This is a genomic window from Patulibacter americanus DSM 16676, assembly GCF_000420025.1.
GTDB classification, from domain to species: domain Bacteria; phylum Actinomycetota; class Thermoleophilia; order Solirubrobacterales; family Solirubrobacteraceae; genus Patulibacter; species Patulibacter americanus.
The window spans coordinates 317,744-337,945 of the sequence record NZ_ATUD01000003.1; the positions used below are offsets into that span (position 1 = coordinate 317,744).

Here is a 20,202-nt window from a genome sequence, read left to right on the forward strand (position 1 = left end):
CGGCGGCGCGGCCCTGGCCGTCGGCGACGTCCGCGGGGGCGGACGAGGGGCGTGCTCCTCAGCGGGGCGCGGAGCCGTCGAGCAGGGTCTGCGTCACGAGCTCCGGTGCGTCCCAGATGGGGACGTGCCCGCAGCCGGCGAGGGCCACGAGCCGCGAGAACGGGAGGCGCTCGACGGCCCGCGCGCCCTGACGGGGGAGGAAGAGCGCGTCGCGTTGGCCCCAGGCCACCGTGACGGGCGCCGTGAGGGCGCCGGCCACCACCTCGTGCCCCACGGCGGCGCGGAGCGTGGGCAGCATGCCCGGGGCGTGCGCGACGCTCCGCACGAGCTCGGCCGCCTCCTCGGCGGGCACGGCCCACGGCTTGGCGAACATCTGCGCGCCCAACGCCGTCCGGACCGCGCCCTGGGCCGCCAGGGCGTCCGCGCGTGGCGCCAGAGCCCGGCACGCCGCGATCGTGGCCCGGAGGCTCGCCTTCGCGAACGCCACCTCGGGCCGCGTGGCGAAACCGAGGGGTGAGATGGCCGTGGCGCAGGACGCGGCGTCGCGCCGCGCGAGCTCGATCGCGATGGACCCGCCCAGGGCCACGCCGGCCACCGCGGGCCGCACGAGCCCGAGGCGCTCGACGGTCCGGGCGACAGCGTCGGCCAGGCGCGGGACGGTGGGGGAGCCCGCGAGCGCGCGACTGGCTCCGAACCCCGGCAGGTCGAGCGTCACGACCTCCCGCTCGGCCTCGAGGGCCGGCAGCAGCGAGCGCCAGACCCGCCGGTGCCCACCCAGGAAGTGCAGGAGGACGAGCGGGGGCCCCGCACCGGTTCGGTCGTGCGCCAACATGTGGGGGACCCTATAGCGTGTACGCTGCCGTCAGGTGCAGGGGGTCTTGCGGACGGCGGCCTCACGGGCGTCGCACGCGGACCCGGCCCGCCGTGGGCCCGGAAGGCGTCACGAGGGGTGGCGTCACGGGGGCGCGCGTCGTTCTCGGGGTGGCGTTGCTATATTCCCCCGTCGCATGCCCACGACCAGTCAGCTCGTACGCAAGGGGCGCAAGCCCAAGGCGAAGAAGCTCTCCACTCCCGGCCTCAAGTCCGGGCCGGGGCGCAAGAAGAAGGTCGCCGCGCCCCAGCGCCGCGGCGTCTGCACCCGCGTCTACACGACCACCCCGAAGAAGCCGAACTCGGCGCTTCGCAAGGTCGCCCGTGTCCGGATCAGCTCCGGCATCGAGGTCACGGCCTACATCCCGGGTGAGGGTCACAACCTGCAGGAGCACTCCGTCGTGCTGGTCCGTGGTGGCCGCGTGAAGGATCTCCCGGGCGTGCGGTACAAGGTCGTGCGTGGTTCGCACGACGCCTCCGGCGTCAGCGATCGCAAGCAGTCGCGGTCGCTCTACGGCGTCAAGAAGGGGAAGAAGTAGCTCATGGCTCGTCGCTCCAGTGCCGAGACCCGCACGCTCGAGCCGGACGCAGTCCACCGCTCGCGTCTGGTCCACCAGGTCGTCAACAAGATCATGCTCGACGGCAAGAAGTCCACCGCCGAGAGCATCGTGTACGACGCGCTCGCGATCGTCGCCGAGAAGACCGGCGGCGACCCCGTCGAGCAGCTCGAGGAGTCCATCAAGGCTCTGACGCCGCAGCTCGAGGTCCGCTCCCGCCGCGTCGGTGGCGCCACGTACCAGGTGCCGGTCGAGGTCCCCGCCCGCCGCTCCCGCACGCTGGCGATCCGCTGGCTCGTCGAGGCCGCCCGCGGCCGTCGTGAGCGCTCCATGGCGTCCCGCCTGGCCAACGAGCTCATCGAGGCGCAGAAGCAGCAGGGCGGCGCGTACAAGAAGAAGGACGACATCTTCCGCATGGCGCAGGCCAACAAGGCCTTCGCCCACTACCGCTGGTAGTCGTTTGGTGCGAGGCGCACGTCAGCGCTTCGCATCTTGCCCCGCGCGGAGCTCGGCAGGACTGGCGTTCAGCTCTCGCACCGCGCGGAACGACCTGCTCGACTGACGTGCACCTCGCACGAAAGCGACGGGTCTGCAGCTGATGATCTTGAAGGGCGCGGATTCCGCGCCCTTCGTCGTTCTCTGGGGCGGTGCGTCACCGGCGTTGTCGGCGCAGGCCGCTCTGGCGCGCGTGGGCCTGGCCGCCGCCGGCTTCCGATGGCCGCCCCGCATGCGGGGCGTCTCGGAACCCGCCGGGGCCGGCGCGGGGGAGAGGGTGCGGCCGGTCGGTGCGGACCTCCCCGGTCGACGGTTTCGCCCGCACGACGCGCCCTGGACGGCGGGCCGCCGACGCGTCTCAGATCCCGTCCCCAGGGGACTTCGAAAGTCGGAAGGCCTCTGCTATAGTCCTCCGTCGCTGCCCATCTGGAGCCGGCGCCTTGCGCGCCGGCGATGTGTAGCAAGCGGGCGATTCGTCGCCACTCGGCAGTACCTCCGCAGTGCGGGCAGCTGTGGGACCTCGGTCCCGCCGCCCTGCCGTCACCGCGGAACCCCGGTCTTTGCCTCACCCAAGTCGTCTGCGTACCTCGAAAGCTTCTTCATGCCGCGTAAGTACTCCCTCGAGAAGACCCGAAACATCGGGATCATGGCGCACGTGGACGCCGGCAAGACCACCACGACCGAGCGCATCCTCTTCTACACGGGCCGCACCTACAAGATCGGTGAGGTCCACGACGGTTCCGCGACGATGGACTGGATGGAGCAGGAGCAGGAGCGTGGCATCACGATCACCTCCGCTGCGACCACCGCCGAGTGGGACAAGCACCGCATCAACATCATCGACACGCCGGGCCACGTCGACTTCACCGTCGAGGTCCAGCGGTCTCTGCGCGTGCTCGACGGCTCGGTCGCGGTGTTCGACTCCGTCGCCGGCGTCGAGCCGCAGTCCGAGACGGTGTGGCGCCAGGCCAACGACTACGGCGTGCCGCGCATCGCCTACGTCAACAAGATGGACCGCACGGGCGCCGACTACGCGATGTCGGTCCGCACGATGATCGAGCGCCTCGGCGCGAACGCCGTGCCGATCCAGCTCCCCATCGGGTCCGAGGGCGACTTCGCCGGCATCATCGACCTTGTCGAGATGAAGGCGATCTTCTACCGCGACGACATCGGCAAGGACGTCGACGTCATCGACATCCCCGAGGAGCTCGCCGACGAGGCGAACGCCGCCCGCGAGCACCTCCTCGACTCCGTCGCCGACTTCGACGACGAGCTCATGGAGCTCGTCCTCGGGGGCGAGGACGTCCCCGTGGACCGGCTGAAGAAGGCCATCCGCGCCGCGACGCTCGCCCTGACGATCAACCCCGTGCTCTGCGGCTCGTCGTTCAAGAACAAGGGCGTGCAGCCCCTGCTCGACGCGGTCATCGACTACCTCCCGTCCCCGCTGGACGTGCCCGCCATCAAGGGCGTCGTCACCACGCGTGACGGCGAGGAGCACGAAGAGGAGCGCCCGTCCGACGACGAGGCCCCCTTCGCGGCCCTGGCCTTCAAGATCGCCACGGACCCGTACGTCGGCAAGCTCGTCTTCTTCCGCGTCTACTCGGGGCAGCTCGAGGCCGGCTCGAAGGTGCTCAACACGAACACCGGCAAGACGGACCGCGTCGGCCGCATCCTGATGATGCACGCGAACGACCGCGAGGACGTGGACCGCGTGTACTCCGGCGACATCGCCGCGGCCGTGGGCATCAAGCAGGTCTACACGGGCGACACGATCTGCGACCCGAACCACGCGATCGTCCTCGAGGCGATGGACTTCCCCGAGCCGGTCATCAAGGTGGCCGTCGAGCCGAAGACCAAGCCCGACCAGGAGAAGATGGGCGTCGCCCTTCAGCGCCTGGCCGAGGAGGACCCGACCTTCCAGGTCGAGACGAACGAGGAGACCGGCCAGACCGAGATCTCCGGCATGGGCGAGCTCCACCTGGAGATCCTCGTCGACCGCATGCGCCGCGAGTTCAACGTCGAGGCCAACGTCGGCACGCCGCAGGTCTCCTACCGCGAGACGGTCAAGGCCAAGGTCGACAAGGTCGAGGGCAAGTTCGTCCGGCAGACCGGTGGTTCCGGCCAGTTCGGTGTCGTCGTGATCTCGATGGAGCCGGCGCCCGGCGAGGGCTTCGTCTTCGAGAACAAGATCAAGGGCGGCTCGATCCCGGTGGACTACCACAACGCGGTCGAGAAGGGCCTGCGCGAGGGCATGGACACCGGCCCGAAGGCCGGCTACCCCATGGTCGACGTGAAGGTCACCGTCACGGACGGCAAGTACCACGAGGTCGACTCCTCCGAGGTCGCGTTCAAGATCGCCGCGAACATGGCGTTCAACGAGGCGTCCCGGCGGGCCAAGCCGATCCTGCTCGAGCCGATCTTCAAGGTCGAGGTCGTCACGCCCGAGGAGTTCATGGGCGACGTCATCGGCGACCTCAACCGCCGACGCGGCCGCATCGAGGGCATGGAGCCCCGCGGCAACGCCCAGATCGTCACGGCCTACGCGCCGCTGAGCGAGATGTTCGGGTACTCGACGGACCTCCGTTCGGCCTCCCAGGGCCGCGCCAACTACACGATGCAGTTCGAGCGCTACGACGAGGTTCCGTCGCACGTCGCCGAAGAGATCGTCGCCACGCGGACGGGCAAGTAGCCCCCCGCACCGCATGAACACCCCGGCTCTGGCTACCCTTCACGGGTTCGCCAAGAGCCGGAGCTGGTGAACACCAGCACCCGACCCCATCGAAGAACAAGACTTAGGAGCGCCCAGTGGCGAAGGAGAAGTTCGAGCGCGGTAAGCCCCACGTCAACGTGGGCACCATCGGTCACATCGACCATGGCAAGACGACGCTGACGGCGGCGATCACGACGGTGCTGGCGAAGGCCGGCGGCGGCGAGGCCCGTTCGTTCGCGGAGATCGACAACGCTCCGGAGGAGAAGGAGCGCGGCATCACGATCTCGACGTCCCACGTCGAGTACGAGACGACGGCGCGGCACTACGCCCACGTCGACTGCCCCGGTCACGCCGACTACGTCAAGAACATGATCACGGGCGCGGCGCAGATGGACGGCGCCATCCTCGTGGTCTCCGCGGCTGACGGCCCCATGCCGCAGACGCGTGAGCACATCCTGCTGGCCAAGCAGGTCGGTGTCCCGTACATCGTGGTCTTCCTGAACAAGGCGGACATGGTCGACGACGAGGAGCTCCTCGAGCTCGTCGAGGTCGAGGTCCGTGACCTCCTCAACGAGTACGACTTCCCGGGCGACGACATCCCGTTCGTCACGGGCTCGGCGCTGAAGGCGCTCGAGGGCGACGCGGAGTACGAGCAGAAGATCCTCGACCTCGCCGAGCAGCTCGACACCTACATCCCGGACCCGGTTCGCGTCCTGGACAAGCCGTTCCTCATGCCCGTCGAGGACGTCTTCTCGATCACGGGTCGTGGCACGGTCGCCACGGGCCGCGTCGAGCAGGGCGTCATCAACGTCGGCGACGAGGTCGAGATCGTCGGCATCCGCGAGCCCACCAAGACCACGGTCACGGGCGTCGAGATGTTCCGCAAGCTGCTCGACCGCGGTGAGGCCGGCGACAACATCGGCGCCCTCCTCCGTGGCACGAAGCGCGAGGACATCGAGCGCGGCCAGGTGCTGTGCAAGCCGGGTTCCATCACCCCGCACACGAAGTTCAAGGCCGAGGTCTACATCCTCAAGAAGGAGGAGGGTGGCCGTCACACGCCGTTCTTCTCCGGGTACCGCCCGCAGTTCTACTTCCGCACGACGGACGTGACGGGCGTGGCCAACCTGCCCGAGGGCACGGAGATGGTCATGCCGGGCGACAACGTCCAGATGGAGATCGAGCTGATCCAGCCGATCGCCATGGACCAGGGCCTGCGTTTCGCCATCCGCGAGGGTGGCCGCACGGTCGGCTCCGGCGTCGTGGCCGAGGTCATTCAGTAGTCAGCAGCACCTCCTGAGGTGGGAGCGGCCCCGGCCGCTCCCACCCCCAGGTGTCGCGTGCGCGTCGGGACTTCCGACCGCCGCGCGCGACCACCCGCTGGGCCGGCCGACGTGCGCCTCCCGCACGCGGGCGGACGGGATGCAGTCGATCCCGCAAGATCCCAGCACAAATCTTCCTCCAGTCATCAGACGGAACGGACAGCAGAGAGCCCGATGGCAGCCGCCACACAAAACAAGATCCGCATCCGCCTCAAGGCCTACGACACGTCGGCCATCGAGTCGGCCGCGAAGGAGATCGTCGAGACGGCACAGCGCACTGGCGCGACCGTCTCCGGTCCCGTTCCGCTGCCCACGGAGAAGAACGTCTACACGGTCATCCGGTCCCCCTTCAAGGACAAGGATTCCCGCGAGGCGTTCGAGATCCGTACGCACAAGCGCTTGATCGACATCCACCAGCCGACCCCGAAGACGGTCGATTCGCTCCAGCGTCTCGACCACCTCCCGGCGGGCGTCGACATCGAGATCCGACTGGCGGGGTGACCCAGATGGCCGCGATTCTCGCCAAGAAGCTGGGCATGACCCAGCTGTTCCTCGAGGACGGCACCGTCGAGCGCGTCACCGTGCTCGAGGCCGGTCCCTGCCCCGTCACGGGGCGTCGCACCGCTGAGCGCGACGGCTACGACGCCGTGCAGCTCGCCTTCGGTGCGACGAAGGAGAAGCACGTCACGAAGCCCGAGCTCGGGCACCTGAAGAAGGCCGGCGTCGGTCCCCACCGTCACCTGGTGGAGTTCCGCGACGTCGACCTCGACGTCGAGGTCGGCCAGACCGTCACGGTGGCCGCCTTCGAGCCGGGTCAGAAGATCCGGGTCGCCGGGACCTCCAAGGGCAAGGGCTTCCAGGGCACGGTGAAGCGTCACAACTTCTCCCGCGGTCCCGTGACCCACGGCTCGCACAACACCCGCGCCCCGGGCTCGATCGGTGCGGCCGCCTGGCCCGCCCGCGTGTTCAAGGGCATCCGCGGTCCCGGCCACATGGGCGCGGAGCGCGTGACGCAGCGCGGCCTGACGGTCGTGCGCGTCGACACCGACGACAACCTGCTGATCGTCCGCGGCTCCGTCCCGGGCGCGAAGAACGGCCTCGTGGAGGTCCGGACCGATGGCTGATGCACCGATCCTCGGCGGCGGCACCCTGCAGCTCGACGATGCCGTCTTCGGCGTCGAGTTCAACGGGCCGCTCGTCCACCAGAACGTTCGCCACGAGCTGAACGCCCGTCGACAGGGCACCGCGTCCTCCAAGACGCGCGGTCAGGTCTCCGGCGGCGGCGCCAAGCCGTGGCGCCAGAAGGGCACGGGCCGCGCCCGTGCCGGCTCCTCGCGCTCCCCGATCTGGACGGGCGGTGGCACGATCTTCGGACCGCAGCCCCGTCACTACACGTTCAAGGTCAACCGCAAGGAGAAGCGGGCCGCGTTCCGCAGCGCGCTGTCGCTGCACGCGCTCCGTGGCACCCTCGCGGGGCTGAACGTCGCCTCCTTCGACACGCCGTCGACGAAGGCCGCGATCTCGACCCTGAAGGACTGGGACGCCGCCGGCAAGACCCTGCTGGTCGTGGGCACGGAAGAGGGGCGCGCCGCGCTCTCCTTCCGGAACCTGACCACGGTCAAGGTGCTCCCCGCCGGGAGCGTCGGCATCGCCGACGTCGTCGGCGCGGGCCGGCTCCTGCTGACCGAGAAGGCCGTCGACGAGCTCACCACTCGCGCGTCGGCGCCCGCCGCCACGGAGGAGGTTGCCTGATCATGGACGCCACCCAGGTCATCATCCGTCCCGTCGTCAGTGAGAAGAGCTACGTGCTCGCCACTGTCGGCAAGTACACGTTCCGCGTCCACCCGGACGCGCACAAGACGCAGATCCGCGCCGCGATCGAGGAGCTCTTCGGGGTTCACGTCGTGACCGTGAAGACGTCGAGCGTCAAGAGCAAGCCCAAGCGCCGCGGGGCCACCTCCGGCCGCACGCGCTCTTGGAAGAAGGCGATCGTCCAGGTCCGCGAGGGCGAGGAGATCCCGATCTTCCAGTCGCTGCAGGGGATCGAGGACTAACCCATGGCCATTCGCAAGCCCAAGCCCACGTCGCCCGCCCAGCGGTTCGCGTCGTACCCGGACTTCGCCGAGATCACGAAGACCACCCCCGAGCGTTCGCTCGTCGAGGGTCTTACGAAGTCCGGCGGTCGCAACAACAACGGTCGCAAGACGTCCCGCCATCGCGGCGGCGGCGCCAAGCGCCTGTACCGCAAGATCGACTTCAAGCGCACGCGCGACGGCATCCCCGCCCGCGTCGCGTCGATCGAGTACGACCCCAACCGCACGTCGTACATCGCGCTGCTCCACTACGTCGATGGCGTGAAGAGCTACATCCTGGCCCCGCGTGGCCTGGAGGTCGGCACGATGGTGCAGTCCGGCACCGGCTCCGACATCAAGACGGGCAACGCCTTGATGCTCAAGGACATCCCCGCCGGTGCGGTCGTCCACAACGTCGAGCTCCAGCCGAACAAGGGTGGACAGATGGGCCGCTCCGCCGGCTCGGCCATCCAGCTGATGGCCAAGGACCAGGGCATGGCGACCCTGCGTCTCCCGTCGGGCGAGATGCGTCTCGTCCGCGAGGAGTGCCGCGCCACGATCGGTGCCGTCGGCAACGCCGAGCACCAGAACGTCAAGATCGGCAACGCCGGCCGCAAGCGTCACATGGGCGTCCGCCCGCAGACGCGAGGCACGGCCATGAACCCGGTCGATCACCCGCACGGCGGCGGCGAGGGTTCCACCACGCCGGGCCGTCACCCTGTCACCCCGTGGGGCGTCCCCACCCTGGGGTACCGCACCCGTAAGAAGAACAAGCCCTCGGACCGCTACATCGTGCGTGCGCGCCGACGTGGCAAGGGCAAGAGGAAGTAGCCGTGAGCCGATCGAGCAAGAAGGGGCCGTGGGTCGAGGAGCGTCTGATGACGCGCATCGAGACCATGAACGCCTCGAACGAGAAGAAGCTGATCCGGACGTGGTCGCGCGCGTCGACGATCTTCCCCGAATTCGTGGGGCACACGATCGCCGTGCATGACGGCCGGAAGCACGTTCCGGTCTTCGTGTCGGAGTCGATGGTCGGGCACAAGCTCGGCGAGTTCGCTCCCACGCGCACGTACCGCGGTCACGGCGACACCGCCAAGAGGCGCTGAGCATGGCTGACGAGACCCCCCAGAACGACACGAACGACGAGCCGCAGGCCCAGGTGACGCCCGAGACCGAAGAGGTCGAGGAGACGACGCCGAAGGCTGAGGAAGCTGCCACGGACGCGTCGGACGACGCGACGACGGAGGCTGCGGACGTCGAGCCCACCGACGACGACCAGGTCGACGGCGTGTGGAGCGAGGAGCACGGGCACATGCACGCTGCGCCGGTCGCCCAGGTTCGTGGCGGCGCGCGGGCGGATGCCCGCCGTGCCCGCCGCAGCCAGCCCGTCGGCGAGGCGCCCGTCGTCCGCGCCGTCGCGAAGTACGTGCGTACGACGCCCCGCAAGGCGCGTCTGATCGCCGACCTCGTGCGCGGCAAGGACGTCAACACCGCCCGCGCGATCCTGCAGCACAGCACCCGCTCGGCCGCGCAGGACTGGAGCAAGGTGCTCGAGTCCGCGATCGCGAACGCGGAGAACAACCACGAGCTCGTCGGTGACGACCTCGTGATCAAGAGCATCACCGCTGATGACGGACCGACGCTGAAGCGCTTCCAGCCGCGAGCCCAGGGCCGCGCGTACCGGATCAACAAGCGCACCAGCCACCTGACCGTGCAGCTCACGCCGAAGGAGCACAGCTGATGGGACAGAAGGTCCATCCCGAGTCGATGCGCGTGGGGTACATCCACGACTGGAAGTCCCACTGGTTCAGCGCGCACAACACTGCCGACTTCCTCCACGAGGACCGGCAGATCCGTGATCACATCGAGGGCAAGCTGGCGCACGCCGGGCTGTCCGACATCGCGATCCGGAAGAACAAGAACGAGGTCGAGGTGTCCATCCGGACCGCTCGTCCCGGCGTGGTCATCGGCAAGTCCGGCGTGGAGGTGGACGCCCTGCGCAAGGACCTCCACCGCATCACGAAGAAGCAGGTCAAGGTCAACATCCTCGAGGTCCGCCGGCCGGAGCTCGACGCCAAGCTCGTCGCGCAGTCCGTCGCGGAGCAGCTGCAGAACCGCGTGGCGTTCCGCCGCGCGATGAAGCGCGCCCTCACGAGCGCCATGCGCTCGGGTGCCAAGGGCTGCAAGATCCAGGTCTCCGGCCGCCTCGGCGGTCGCGAGATGAGCAACACCGAGTCCTACCAGGACGGTCGCGTCCCGCTGCACACGATGCGCGCGGACATCGACTACGGGTTCTTCGAGGCCAAGACGACCTTCGGCCGCATCGGCGTGAAGGTCTGGGTCAACAAGGGCGAGATCATGCCGGAGGGCTACGGCGGCTCCGACCTGACCGACATCGACGGTCCCTCGACGCAGGATCGTGGCCGCGGTGGCCGCGACGGCGGCGGGCGTGGGCGTCGTGACGGCGGCGGCGGCGGCGGAGATCGCGGCGGCTTCGGCGGCGGCGACCGCGGCGGTCGCGGCGGCCAGGGTGGCCAGGGTGGCCGTGGCGGTCGTCCGGGCGGTCCCGGCGGTCCGGGTGGCGCCGGCGGGCGCGGGCGTGGCCCGCAGGGAGGCCGCTGATGCTGTCCCCGAAGCGCACGAAGCATCGCAAGGTGCACCGTGGCCGCAAGCGCGGCCTGTCGCGTGGCCAGAACCACGTGCAGTTCGGTGAGTTCGGGCTGAAGACCCTCGAGGCCGGTTGGATCACCAACCGGCAGATCGAGGCGGCCCGTATCGCCATGAACCGCAAGATGAAGCGTGGCGGCAAGGTCTGGATCAACATCTTCCCGGACAAGTCCGTCACGAAGAAGCCGGCCGAGACCCGCATGGGTTCCGGTAAGGGCTCGCCCGAGGGCTGGGTCGCGGTGGTCAAGCCCGGTCGCGTGATGTTCGAGGTCTCCGGCGTGTCCGAAGAGCTCGCTCGCGAGGCCATCCGCCTGGCGGCGCACAAGCTGCCCGTGCGGACGAAGTTCGTCACGGCGGAGGACGACTGATGCGTACGCAGGAGCTGCGTGACCTCGACGACAGCAAGATCGTCGAGCAGATCGCCACGTTCAAGAAGGAGCTCTTCGGTCTGCGCTTTCAGCAGGCGACCGGCGAGCTGGAGAACACTGCCGCGCTGCGCACGACGCGCCGCGAGCTGGCCCGGGCGGTCACCATCGCCCGCCAGCGCGGCATCGACGTTGAGAACGGCTGAGCCCTATGGCTGACGAGAACACTGAGAACACCGAAGAGGTCGAGGGCACGGACGCCGTGACCGAGGACGCAGCACCGGCCGAGCCCGTGGGCCCGGATCCGTCGCTGTCCCCGGTCCAGCGCCGCGCCTGGTACCGCCAGCGCTCCGGCTCGACGGCGAACCCGTCGAAGTCGGTGGAGGAGCGGGCCCGCGAGCGCGCCGAGACGCGCAAGGCCAAGGCCGTCGCGCGCCGTCGCCGCCGTCTGCAGGAGCGGGAGAAGAAGGCCGCCAAGCTCGGCGCCGACGCCGGCACCGATCGCGGCACCCCGAAGCCCGACCACGAGCCCGGCCGCGTCCAGGTCCGTCAGGGCGTCGTCGTGTCCGCGAAGGGCGACAAGACCCTCGCGGTCCGGATCGACCACTCCAAGCGGCACCCGAAGTACAAGAAGATCGTGCGTCACACGACGAAGCTCTACGCGCACGACGAGCAGAACGATGCCGGTGAGGGCGACGTCGTCCGCATCGAGTCGTCCCGCCCGCTGTCGCGCACGAAGCGTTGGACGCTCGCCGAGATCGTGGAGCGTGCCAAGTGATCCAGAACGAGTCCCGCCTCAAGGTCGCCGACAACACCGGCGCCCGCGAGATCCTCACCATCCGCGTGCACGGTGGCTCCCGCCGCCGCTACGCGCGGGTCGGTGACACGATCACCGCGACCGTCAAGGCCGCGACGCCGAACGGCACCGTCAAGAAGGGCGAGGTCGTCAAGGCCGTCGTCGTCCGGACCCGCAAGGAGTTCGGTCGCGAGGACGGCACGTACATCGCCTTCGACGAGAACGCCGCGGTCATCATCGACGCGAACAACAACCCGCGCGGCACGCGCATCTTCGGGCCGGTCGCTCGCGAGCTCCGCGATCGCTCGTTCATGAAGATCGTGTCGCTCGCGCCGGAGGTGCTCTAGCATGTCCCTTCGCATTCGCCGCGACGACACCGTCGTCGTGATCAGCGGCAAGGACCGCGGTCGCACCGGCACCGTCGTCTCCGTCGACCCCACGCGTGAGCGCGTGATCGTCGAGGGAGTCAACATCGTCAAGCGGCACCAGCGACCCAACCCGGCCGCCGCGCCCGGCAGCCCTGCCAGCCAGGGCGGCGTCGTCGAGCAGGAGGGTCCGATCCACGTTTCGAACGTCATGCTCGTAGACCCCAAGACCAACAAGCCCACTCGCGTGGGCGTCACCCGGGGCGAGGACGGACGCGCTACGCGCGTCGCCCGCCGCTCCGGCCAGCAGATCGACTGAGGTAGTCCGCATGAGTGCGACCACGACCGCGCGACTGAAGACGCGCTACCTCGACGAGATCCGTCCGCGCCTCTTCGAGGCCGGCGACTACACCTCCGTGATGCAGGTTCCGCGTCTCGAGAAGGTGACCCTCAACATGGGTCTCGGCGAGGCGAAGCAGGACAACAAGACGTTCGCGGCGGCGCTGGATCAGCTCGCCGCGATCGCCGGCCAGAAGCCGAACACGCGCCGGGCCCGTAAGTCCATCGCCGGCTTCAAGCTGCGCGAGGACATGCCCGTCGGCGCCGCGGTGACGCTGCGCGGCGACCGCATGTACGAGTTCGTCGAGCGCCTCGTCGCGATCGCGCTTCCGCGCGTTCGGGACTTCCGGGGCCTCAAGACGACGAGCTTCGACGGCCGGGGCAACTACTCCCTGGGCGTGCGCGAGCAGATCATCTTCCCCGAGATCGACTACGACGCGATCGACCAGATCCGCGGACTCGACATCACCATCACCACTTCCGCTCTCACGGACGGCGAGGCATTCCACCTCCTCGAAGCCCTCGGCTTCCCGTTCTCCCGCGAGGGCAAGCGGCCCGCCGGCGCGCCCGCTCCGACCGATCCGTCCAAGACGACCCAGGGGAGCTGACCCATGGCGAAGACCTCTCAGCGCGTCCGCCAGGCGCGCCCCCAGAAGTACCGGACCCGCGAGTACACCCGTTGCCGCAGCTGCGGCCGCTCGCGCTCCGTCTACAAGAAGTTCGGCATCTGCCGCATCTGCCTGCGCGAGCACGCGCACAAGGGCTACATCCCCGGCATGACGAAGAGCAGCTGGTAACGCATGGCGACGACCGACCCCATCGCGGATCTCCTCACGCGGATCCGCAACGCGATCACGGCGGCGCACCGCACCGTCGTGCTCCCGTCCTCGAACTCCAAGCGCGAGGTGGCCCGCATCCTCAAGGAGCAGGGCTACATCGCGGACGCGACCGTCGCGCCGGCCACCGAGTACCCCGGTGAGCTGCTCACGATCACGCTCAAGTACACGAAGGACCGTCGTTCGGCCATCACCGGCCTGCGTCGCGTCTCCCGTCCGGGTCAGCGCACGTACGTCGGCACCGGACAGGTCCCCAAGTCGCTCGGCGGCCTGGGTACCATGATCGTTTCGACCTCGAGCGGCATCATGACCGGTCACGACGCCCGCAAGGCCGGCGTCGGTGGCGAGGTCTGGGCCGAGGTGTGGTAACCGCATGAGCCGTATTGGACGCAAGCCGATCCCGGTCCCCGCCGGCGTCGACGTCACCATCGAACCCGGGACCGTCACGGTCAAGGGCCCGAAGGGTCAGCTCGCCGAGCGGATCCATCGCGACATGACCGTCACCCAGGAGGGTGCCGAGATCGTCGTGACGCGGCCCACCGACCGTGGCCCCCACCGGGCGCTGCACGGCCTCAGCCGCAGCCTCATCGCGAACATGGTCGAGGGCGTCACCGACGGCTTCGCCAAGACGCTCGAGATCCAGGGCGTCGGCTACCGCGCCTCGCTCAAGGGCTCGACCCTCGACCTGGCGCTCGGCTACTCGCACCCGGTCACGGTCGAGGCTCCCGAGGGCATCGAGTTCGAGGTCCCGCAGCCCACCCGCATCGTCATCAAGGGCACCGACAAGCAGCTCGTCGGCGAGACGGCGGCCAAGATCCGCAAGAAGCGGCCGCCGGAGCCCTACAAGGGCAAGGGCATCCGTTACGAGGGCGAGTACGTCGTCCGGAAGGTCGGTAAGCGCGCATGAGCGTCGTCACGAAGGAAGCGCGCCGGCTCAAGCGCCGGCGTCGCGTGCGGTCCAAGGTCATCGGCACCGCCGAGCGTCCCCGGGTGGCCGTGTTCCGCAGCAACCGCGGGATCTTCGCGCAGCTCATCGACGACAGCGCCAACGCGGGCAGCGGTCACACGCTCGCCTCCGTCTCCTGGACCGAGGACGCGTTCCGCGACCTCAGCAAGGCGGACCAGGCCACCGCAGCCGGCAAGGCGCTCGCCGAGCGCGCCAAGGCTGCGGGCATCGACACGGTCGTGTTCGACCGTGGCGGATACCAGTACCACGGGCGCGTCAAGGCGTTCGCTGAAGCGGTCCGCGAGGGCGGGCTCACCGTCTAGGAGCCACTGAACCCATGACGATCGATCGAACTGTCAGCCCCGTCGGCCTGGATCTCCAGGAGCGGGTCGTGGAAATCAACCGCGTCGCCAAGGTGGTGAAGGGTGGCCGTCGCTTCTCCTTCACCGCCCTGGTCGTGGTCGGTGACGAGAACTCCGTAGTCGGCATCGGCTACGGCAAGGCCAACGAGGTCCCGTTGGCCATCCAGAAGGCCGTGGAGCGGGCGAAGAAGGATCTCTTCCGCGTCCCGAAGCACAACTCCACGATCACGCACCCCGTGATCGGGCGCTTCGGCTCGGGCCAGGTCCTCCTGAAGCCGGCCTCGCCGGGTACCGGCGTCATCGCCGGTGGCGGCGTCCGCGCCGTGCTCGAGCTCGCCGGCCTGCAGGACATCCTGAGCAAGAGCCTCGGCTCGCAGAACCCCATCAACCTGGTCAAGGCCACGGTCCAGGGCCTGCAGCAGCTGCGCACCCCGCGCGAGGTCGCGGAGCTCCGCGGCCTGAGCATCAAGGACGTCCTCGGCGTCGTCGACCGGCCCGTCGAGGCCGTCGAGACGACGGAGGCGACCGAGGACGCCCCCGCAGAGGAGGTGACCGCGTGAGCACGGTCAAGGCCACCCAGTTCAAGTCGTCCATCGGCAGCAACCAGGCGCAGCGCGACACGCTGCGGTCCCTGGGGCTCCGGCGGATCGGCCACACCGTCGAGGTCACGGACACGCCGCAGTCGCGCGGCATGCTGCACGCCGTGCGGCACCTGGTCCGCGTAGAGGAGGAGCAGGCATGAGCTCCGAGAACAACGAAGTCATCGGGCTGCACTCCCTGCGCCCGGCCCCGGGCAGCACCAAGCCGCGCAAGCGGGTCGGTCGCGGCCACGGCAGCGGCATGGGCAAGACGTCCGGCCGCGGCCACAAGGGCGCCGGCTCGCGTTCGGGTGCCAAGGACCGCACGCGGTTCGAGGGCGGCCAGACGCCGATCCAGGCCCGCATGCGCAAGCTGCGCGGTCCGAACAAGAAGACGTCCATGCCGTTCGAGCGCTTCCGCACGGAGACGCAGCCGGTGAACCTGGACGACATCGCGGAGCGCTTCGAGTCCGGCGCCGAGGTCACGCTCGAGGCCCTCAAGGCCAAGGGCCTGGGCCAGCGCAAGGACGTGCCGGTCAAGGTGCTGGGCCGCGGTGAGCTCACGGGTCCGCTGACGATCCACGCGCACGGCTTCAGCGCCAGCGCGAAGGCGGCCATCGAGGCCGCCGGCGGCACCGCCGTCGTCGTCGAGGCCTAGGCCTCACCGCAGCAACGGCAGGCCCGGCGGCGTCCGGGCCCGCCGCACCGTAGGATCCCCAGCAGCATCAGGCGCGGGCCGCGAGGCCCGCGCCGCCCGTTCCGGCCGTTCTGCCGGAGCGGGCATCCTTCACCGTCCCGCCCCTCTTTCCCCACTGCGAGCACGAGACCGATGATCCGCATCCTGACCGGCGCGCTCACCGTCCCGGAGATCCGCAAGAAGTTGGGCATCACGCTCTTCCTCCTCGCGCTCTACCGCATCGGCGCGCAGATCCCCGTCCCGGGCGTCTCCCGCGCCGGCGTCGAGGCCCTCCAGGACAACGCCGCCTTCCAGGGCGGCGCCCTCCAGCTGTTGAACGTCTTCTCCGGCGGGGCGCTGAGCCAGATCGCGATCTTCGCGCTCGGCATCATGCCCTTCATCACGGCGTCGATCGTGCTCCAGCTGCTGCAGGTCGTCGTCCCGTCGCTCGAGAAGCTCAAGCAGGAAGGCGAGATCGGGCAGCAGCGCATCACCCAGTACACGCGCTACCTGACCGTGGCCCTCGCGCTCGGCCAGTCGTTCGCGTACGTGACGCTGTTCCGCAGCCTCGAGGGCTCCGCCGGTGTGCCGCTCATCGAGGACTTCAACGCGGGGCACCTCGTCCTGATCGCGTCGTCCCTGACCGCCGGTGCGCTCATCGTGATGTGGCTCGGCGAGCTCATCACCCAGCGCGGCGTCGGCAACGGCATGTCGCTGATGATCTTCGCGTCGATCGTGTCGGGCCTCCCGAACGGCATCAGCAACTGGTGGAACAGCGGTGACCCCGTCTTCAAGGTCCTGATGCCGTTCATCGCGCTTGCCGTCATCGCGGCCGTGGTGTTCGTCCAGGAGGGCCAGCGCCGCATCCCGATCCAGTACGCCAAGCGCGTCATCGGCCGGCGCATGAGCGGCGGCGGGCAGACCTACCTGCCGCTCAAGGTCAACATGGCCAACGTCATCCCGGTCATCTTCGCGGCGTCGATCATGTCGATCCCGCCCACGATCGCCCAGGTCGTGACGAAGCGCCAGGACACGGCCGTCCAGGAGTTCCTGCTCCCGGGCAGCTGGTCCTACATCGGGATGGAGGCCGTCTTCATCATCCTGTTCACCTACTTCTACACCGCGGTCACGTTCAACCCGGTGGAGCAGGCGGACAACCTCAAGAAGTACGGCGGGTTCATCCCCGGCGTGCGCCCGGGGCGGCCCACGGCCGAGTTCCTCGACCGCGTGCTCGCGCGGCTCACGTTCCCCGGCGCCCTGTACCTCGCGGCCGTCGCCGCGGTGCCCGCGATCCTCTTCAACCAGACGACGCAGGGGTTCGCCTTCGGCGGCACCTCGATGCTGATCGTCGTGGGCGTCGCGCTCGACACCGTCAAGCAGCTCGAGGCCCAGATGATGATGCGCAACTACGAGGGCTTCCTCAAGTGAGGGCCGTGCTCCCGCACGACCTCCTGGCCCCGCACGAAGGACGGAACGATGGCTGAGCTGAACCTGATCCTCCTGGGACCGCCGGGCGCCGGCAAGGGCACCCAGGGCGAGCGCCTGACCGCCGACGGCGGCCTGGAGTACGTCGTCACGGGGAACATCCTCCGCGCGGCGGTCAAGGCCGGCACCGAGCTCGGCGTGCAGGCCAAGGCGTTCATGGACGCGGGCGACCTCGTCCCGGACGAGCTCGTCATCGGTCTCATCCTCGAGCGCGTGCGCTCCGAGGAGGCGAAGGACGGGTTCGTGCTGGACGGCTTCCCGCGCAACGTCGCGCAGGGCGAGGCGCTCGACGCCGCGCTGTCCGACCTGGGACGTGACCTCAACGGCGTCCTGTACTTCGACGTGCCCGACGACGAGATCGTGCGTCGGCTCTCCGGCCGTCGCGTGTCCGAGGCCGGGCGCGTGTACCACCTGGAGTCCAACCCGCCGAAGGTCGACGGGGTCTGCGACGTCGACGGCACCCCGCTGATCCAGCGCGACGACGACCGTCCCGAGACGATCCGCAAGCGCCTCGCGGTCTACCACGAGCAGACCGAGCCGCTGGTCGAGTACTACGCCGCGCGCGGACTGCTCCACACGTTCGACGGCACCGCCCCCGCCGAAGAGGTCGAGGCGCACCTGCGCAAGACCGTCTCGACGCTCCGCCTCGAGGACGCCGTCTAGGACGGCTCGCGCCCCGCCGACCCGGCGGGGCGCCCGCAGGATGGCGCCGCAGCTGAAGAGCCCCGGTCAGGTCGACGCCCTGGCCGCCTCGGGCGCGCTGCTGGCGTCGGTGCTCGACGAGCTCGTGGCCGCGGCGGAGGCCGGTGTCACGACGCTCGAGCTCGACGGGCTCGCGCACGACCTGATCCGGACGGGCGGCGGGGAGCCCGCGTTCCTCGGCTACCGGGGATTCCGCAGATCGATCTGCGCGTCGCCCAACGACCTCGTGGTGCACGGCATCCCGGGCCCCCGCCCGCTGGGCGACGGCGACGTCCTCTCCCTCGACGTCGGCGTGCGGCTGGACGGCTGGGTGACGGACGCGGCACGCACCGTCGTGGTGGGCACCGCCTCCGCGGACGACGCCCGGCTCGTCGCCGCCGGGGAGGACGCGCTGCGCGACGCCGTCGCCCGCTGCGTGCCCGGCGGACACGTGGGAGACGTCGGAGCCGCGGTGCTGTCGCGCGCCGAGCGGGCGGGGGTCGAGGTGTTCCCCGCGCTCATCGGCCACGGGGTGGGGCGGAACCTGCACGAGGACCCCGCCGTTCCGAACGTCGGGCGCGTGGGGGAGGGGGTGCCGCTCGAGGCCGGGCTCGTGATCGCGGTGGAGCCGATGCTCACCCTCGGCCGGCCGCGGACGCGGACGGCGCCGGACGGGTGGTCGGTCTTCACGATCGACGGGGCGCGCGCGACTCACGTGGAGGTGACGGTCGCGGTCACGGACGACGGTCCGCGCGTCCTCACGCCGTGGTCGGGCGCCCCCGCCCGAACCGCCTGAGCTCGTCGGTCCGGGTCGGCGTGGACGGCGCCCGCCGCCCGCCGGCCCTGACTGCTACCGTGATGTGTCCGCCCGGGTGCCGTTCGACGTGCCCGGGGTGCTGTCTGGTATCGTGCCGAATCTGCGCGCGACACGCCTCCGGGCCGTGTCGCGCCTCAGTGGCTGGTAGCGAGGGTCTCGCGACCGTCAGAGCCAGGCCACTGAATAGCGAGCCGAGAAGGGAACCATGAAGGTACGACCGTCGGTCAAGCCGATGTGCGAGAAGTGCAAGGTCATCCGCCGTAACGGCGCTGTCCTCGTGATTTGTCAGAACCCCCGCCACAAGCAGCGGCAGGGCTGAGTCATGGCACGCATCTCCGGCATCAACATCCCGCTGAACAAGCGGATCGAGATTGGCCTCACCTACATCTACGGCATCGGCCGTAGTGCCTCGAACGACATCCTGGCGGCGACCGGGATCGATCGCGACACCAAGGTTCGCGATCTCACCGAGGAGCAGGTGGCCGCTCTCCGCGATCACATCGACCGCGACGTCATCGTCGAGGGCGATCTCCGACGCGAGCGCAACCAGGCTGTCAAGCGTCTGATGGAGATTGGCTGCTACCGCGGCATCCGTCACCGCCGCAACCTCCCCGTCCGCGGGCAGAAGACGAAGACCAACGCGCGCACCCGCAAGGGCCCCAAGCGCATGCCGACCGCCGGCAAGAAGAAGCCCGGCAAGAAGTAACGGAGCCCTTAGAACCTCATGCCCGCACCGAAGCGCCCCGCCCGCGGCCGCCGCAAGCCGAAGAAGAACATCCCTGTCGGCCAGGCCCACATCAAGACGAGCTTCAACAACACGATCGTCTCCCTCACCGACCGCGAGGGCAACGTCATCGCCTGGGAGTCCGCCGGCGGTGCCGGTTTCAAGGGCTCCCGCAAGTCGACGCCGTTCGCCGCGCAGGTGACCGCCGACTCTGCTGCCCGCAAGGGCATCGAGCAGGGTCTGGAGAAGGTCGAGGTCTTCGTCAAGGGCCCCGGCTCCGGTCGCGACACCGCGATCCGCTCGCTCCAGGCCGCCGGTCTCGAGATCACGACGGTCCGCGACGTGACGCCCCAGGCGCACAACGGCTGCCGCCCGAAGAAGCGCCGCCGCGTCTAACGACCGTCGTCGTGTCGTCCCGCCCGGTCACCCGTCCCTCACAGGCGGCCGGCCGGCGGGCGACCACGCGCCGCGCGACCTCGTCGCCGGCGCCGGGGCACGGAGCCTCCACCGCTCCGCCCGCCCCACCCCGTAGGACCAAGTAG

Annotated in this window: 31 protein-coding genes and 1 pseudogene; 31 read left to right on the top strand and 1 reads right to left on the bottom strand. The window is 69.7% G+C overall.

What is annotated here, in order from left to right:
• Nucleotides 1-58 precede the first annotated feature (58 nt).
• On the bottom strand, nucleotides 59-832 hold the full coding sequence (locus F593_RS0107905; protein WP_022928218.1) for an alpha/beta fold hydrolase: 774 nt from the start codon (nucleotides 830-832) through the stop codon (nucleotides 59-61).
• Between the two features lie 175 nt (nucleotides 833-1,007).
• Between F593_RS0107905 and rpsL the strand changes: the two genes are divergently transcribed.
• The 31 genes and pseudogenes from rpsL (at nucleotide 1,008) to rpsK (ending at nucleotide 20,056) form a co-directional block, all read left to right on the top strand.
• Nucleotides 1,008-1,409, top strand: coding sequence for a 30S ribosomal protein S12 (gene rpsL / locus F593_RS0107910; protein WP_022928219.1), 402 nt, complete (start codon nucleotides 1,008-1,010; stop codon nucleotides 1,407-1,409).
• A 3-nt stretch (nucleotides 1,410-1,412) separates the two neighbouring features.
• Nucleotides 1,413-1,883, top strand: a complete 471-nt coding sequence (rpsG, locus tag F593_RS0107915) for a 30S ribosomal protein S7 (protein WP_022928220.1) — start codon at nucleotides 1,413-1,415, stop codon at nucleotides 1,881-1,883.
• Nucleotides 1,884-2,523: 640 nt separating this feature from the next.
• Nucleotides 2,524-4,611 carry an elongation factor G gene (gene fusA / locus F593_RS0107920; protein ID WP_028721531.1) on the top strand — a complete coding sequence of 696 codons (2,088 nt, stop codon included), beginning with the start codon at nucleotides 2,524-2,526 and terminating at the stop codon, nucleotides 4,609-4,611.
• Between the two features lie 116 nt (nucleotides 4,612-4,727).
• Nucleotides 4,728-5,912, top strand: a complete 1,185-nt coding sequence (gene tuf / locus F593_RS0107925) for an elongation factor Tu (protein ID WP_022928223.1) — start codon at nucleotides 4,728-4,730, stop codon at nucleotides 5,910-5,912.
• 213 nt (nucleotides 5,913-6,125) lie between these two features.
• Entirely contained in the window at nucleotides 6,126-6,452 is a 327-nt protein-coding gene (rpsJ, locus tag F593_RS0107930) for a 30S ribosomal protein S10 (protein ID WP_022928224.1), read from the top strand.
• 5 nt (nucleotides 6,453-6,457) lie between these two features.
• Nucleotides 6,458-7,075 carry a 50S ribosomal protein L3 gene (gene rplC, locus F593_RS0107935; RefSeq protein ID WP_028721532.1) on the top strand — a complete coding sequence of 206 codons (618 nt, stop codon included), beginning with the start codon at nucleotides 6,458-6,460 and terminating at the stop codon, nucleotides 7,073-7,075.
• Nucleotides 7,068-7,703, top strand: a complete 636-nt coding sequence (rplD, locus tag F593_RS0107940; protein WP_022928226.1) for a 50S ribosomal protein L4 — start codon at nucleotides 7,068-7,070, stop codon at nucleotides 7,701-7,703. Before rplC ends, rplD begins: the two co-directional genes overlap by 8 nt.
• A 2-nt stretch (nucleotides 7,704-7,705) precedes the next feature.
• Nucleotides 7,706-8,005 (top strand): 50S ribosomal protein L23, encoded by a 300-nt coding sequence (gene rplW / locus F593_RS0107945; protein ID WP_022928227.1) that lies wholly within the window; start codon nucleotides 7,706-7,708, stop codon nucleotides 8,003-8,005.
• Nucleotides 8,006-8,008: 3 nt separating this feature from the next.
• Nucleotides 8,009-8,854 (top strand): 50S ribosomal protein L2, encoded by an 846-nt coding sequence (gene rplB, locus F593_RS0107950; RefSeq protein WP_022928228.1) that lies wholly within the window; start codon nucleotides 8,009-8,011, stop codon nucleotides 8,852-8,854.
• A gap of 2 nt (nucleotides 8,855-8,856) precedes the next feature.
• Complete coding sequence (gene rpsS / locus F593_RS0107955) at nucleotides 8,857-9,129, top strand: 30S ribosomal protein S19 (RefSeq protein WP_022928229.1); 273 nt, start codon at nucleotides 8,857-8,859, stop codon at nucleotides 9,127-9,129.
• 302 nt (nucleotides 9,130-9,431) lie between these two features.
• Nucleotides 9,432-9,764: pseudogene (rplV, locus tag F593_RS27955) on the top strand (50S ribosomal protein L22); the annotation flags it as partial.
• A complete protein-coding gene (gene rpsC, locus F593_RS0107965) occupies nucleotides 9,764-10,645 on the top strand; it encodes a 30S ribosomal protein S3 (protein ID WP_022928231.1) in 882 nt (293 codons plus the stop codon). The pseudogene rplV and the gene rpsC, both read left to right, overlap by 1 nt.
• The gene (gene rplP / locus F593_RS0107970) at nucleotides 10,645-11,058 is read left to right on the top strand and encodes a 50S ribosomal protein L16 (protein WP_022928232.1); all 414 of its coding nucleotides are present in this window, start codon (nucleotides 10,645-10,647) and stop codon (nucleotides 11,056-11,058) included. The genes rpsC and rplP overlap by 1 nt, the downstream gene beginning before the upstream one ends.
• Complete coding sequence (rpmC, locus tag F593_RS0107975; protein WP_022928233.1) at nucleotides 11,058-11,261, top strand: 50S ribosomal protein L29; 204 nt, start codon at nucleotides 11,058-11,060, stop codon at nucleotides 11,259-11,261. The genes rplP and rpmC overlap by 1 nt, the downstream gene beginning before the upstream one ends.
• Nucleotides 11,262-11,266: 5 nt before the next feature.
• Nucleotides 11,267-11,833, top strand: coding sequence for a 30S ribosomal protein S17 (gene rpsQ / locus F593_RS31280; RefSeq protein ID WP_022928234.1), 567 nt, complete (start codon nucleotides 11,267-11,269; stop codon nucleotides 11,831-11,833).
• Entirely contained in the window at nucleotides 11,830-12,198 is a 369-nt protein-coding gene (gene rplN, locus F593_RS0107985) for a 50S ribosomal protein L14 (RefSeq protein WP_022928235.1), read from the top strand. The genes rpsQ and rplN overlap by 4 nt, the downstream gene beginning before the upstream one ends.
• A gap of 1 nt (nucleotide 12,199) precedes the next feature.
• Nucleotides 12,200-12,535, top strand: a complete 336-nt coding sequence (gene rplX / locus F593_RS0107990; protein WP_022928236.1) for a 50S ribosomal protein L24 — start codon at nucleotides 12,200-12,202, stop codon at nucleotides 12,533-12,535.
• Nucleotides 12,536-12,545: 10 nt separating this feature from the next.
• Complete coding sequence (gene rplE / locus F593_RS0107995) at nucleotides 12,546-13,163, top strand: 50S ribosomal protein L5 (protein ID WP_022928237.1); 618 nt, start codon at nucleotides 12,546-12,548, stop codon at nucleotides 13,161-13,163.
• Nucleotides 13,164-13,166: 3 nt separating this feature from the next.
• Nucleotides 13,167-13,352, top strand: coding sequence for a type Z 30S ribosomal protein S14 (locus F593_RS0108000; protein ID WP_022928238.1), 186 nt, complete (start codon nucleotides 13,167-13,169; stop codon nucleotides 13,350-13,352).
• A gap of 3 nt (nucleotides 13,353-13,355) precedes the next feature.
• Entirely contained in the window at nucleotides 13,356-13,760 is a 405-nt protein-coding gene (rpsH, locus tag F593_RS0108005) for a 30S ribosomal protein S8 (RefSeq protein ID WP_022928239.1), read from the top strand.
• A gap of 4 nt (nucleotides 13,761-13,764) precedes the next feature.
• Nucleotides 13,765-14,298: a 50S ribosomal protein L6 gene (gene rplF / locus F593_RS0108010; RefSeq protein WP_022928240.1), complete on the top strand. Its 534-nt coding sequence runs from the start codon at nucleotides 13,765-13,767 to the stop codon at nucleotides 14,296-14,298.
• Nucleotides 14,295-14,660 carry a 50S ribosomal protein L18 gene (gene rplR / locus F593_RS0108015; RefSeq protein ID WP_022928241.1) on the top strand — a complete coding sequence of 122 codons (366 nt, stop codon included), beginning with the start codon at nucleotides 14,295-14,297 and terminating at the stop codon, nucleotides 14,658-14,660. Before rplF ends, rplR begins: the two co-directional genes overlap by 4 nt.
• A 14-nt stretch (nucleotides 14,661-14,674) precedes the next feature.
• A complete protein-coding gene (rpsE, locus tag F593_RS0108020) occupies nucleotides 14,675-15,259 on the top strand; it encodes a 30S ribosomal protein S5 (protein WP_022928242.1) in 585 nt (194 codons plus the stop codon).
• The gene (gene rpmD / locus F593_RS0108025; RefSeq protein WP_022928243.1) at nucleotides 15,256-15,441 is read left to right on the top strand and encodes a 50S ribosomal protein L30; all 186 of its coding nucleotides are present in this window, start codon (nucleotides 15,256-15,258) and stop codon (nucleotides 15,439-15,441) included. Before rpsE ends, rpmD begins: the two co-directional genes overlap by 4 nt.
• A complete protein-coding gene (gene rplO, locus F593_RS0108030; RefSeq protein ID WP_022928244.1) occupies nucleotides 15,438-15,935 on the top strand; it encodes a 50S ribosomal protein L15 in 498 nt (165 codons plus the stop codon). The genes rpmD and rplO overlap by 4 nt, the downstream gene beginning before the upstream one ends.
• A 171-nt stretch (nucleotides 15,936-16,106) precedes the next feature.
• Complete coding sequence (gene secY / locus F593_RS0108035; RefSeq protein WP_022928245.1) at nucleotides 16,107-17,381, top strand: preprotein translocase subunit SecY; 1,275 nt, start codon at nucleotides 16,107-16,109, stop codon at nucleotides 17,379-17,381.
• A gap of 57 nt (nucleotides 17,382-17,438) precedes the next feature.
• Nucleotides 17,439-18,101, top strand: a complete 663-nt coding sequence (locus tag F593_RS23445; RefSeq protein WP_033206563.1) for an adenylate kinase — start codon at nucleotides 17,439-17,441, stop codon at nucleotides 18,099-18,101.
• A 40-nt stretch (nucleotides 18,102-18,141) separates the two neighbouring features.
• A complete protein-coding gene (gene map, locus F593_RS0108045) occupies nucleotides 18,142-18,915 on the top strand; it encodes a type I methionyl aminopeptidase (RefSeq protein WP_022928247.1) in 774 nt (257 codons plus the stop codon).
• Nucleotides 18,916-19,141: 226 nt separating this feature from the next.
• A complete protein-coding gene (gene rpmJ / locus F593_RS29215; protein WP_084629688.1) occupies nucleotides 19,142-19,255 on the top strand; it encodes a 50S ribosomal protein L36 in 114 nt (37 codons plus the stop codon).
• Between the two features lie 3 nt (nucleotides 19,256-19,258).
• Nucleotides 19,259-19,642, top strand: coding sequence for a 30S ribosomal protein S13 (gene rpsM / locus F593_RS0108050; RefSeq protein ID WP_022928248.1), 384 nt, complete (start codon nucleotides 19,259-19,261; stop codon nucleotides 19,640-19,642).
• A gap of 18 nt (nucleotides 19,643-19,660) precedes the next feature.
• Complete coding sequence (rpsK, locus tag F593_RS0108055; RefSeq protein WP_022928249.1) at nucleotides 19,661-20,056, top strand: 30S ribosomal protein S11; 396 nt, start codon at nucleotides 19,661-19,663, stop codon at nucleotides 20,054-20,056.
• Nucleotides 20,057-20,202 lie beyond the last annotated feature (146 nt).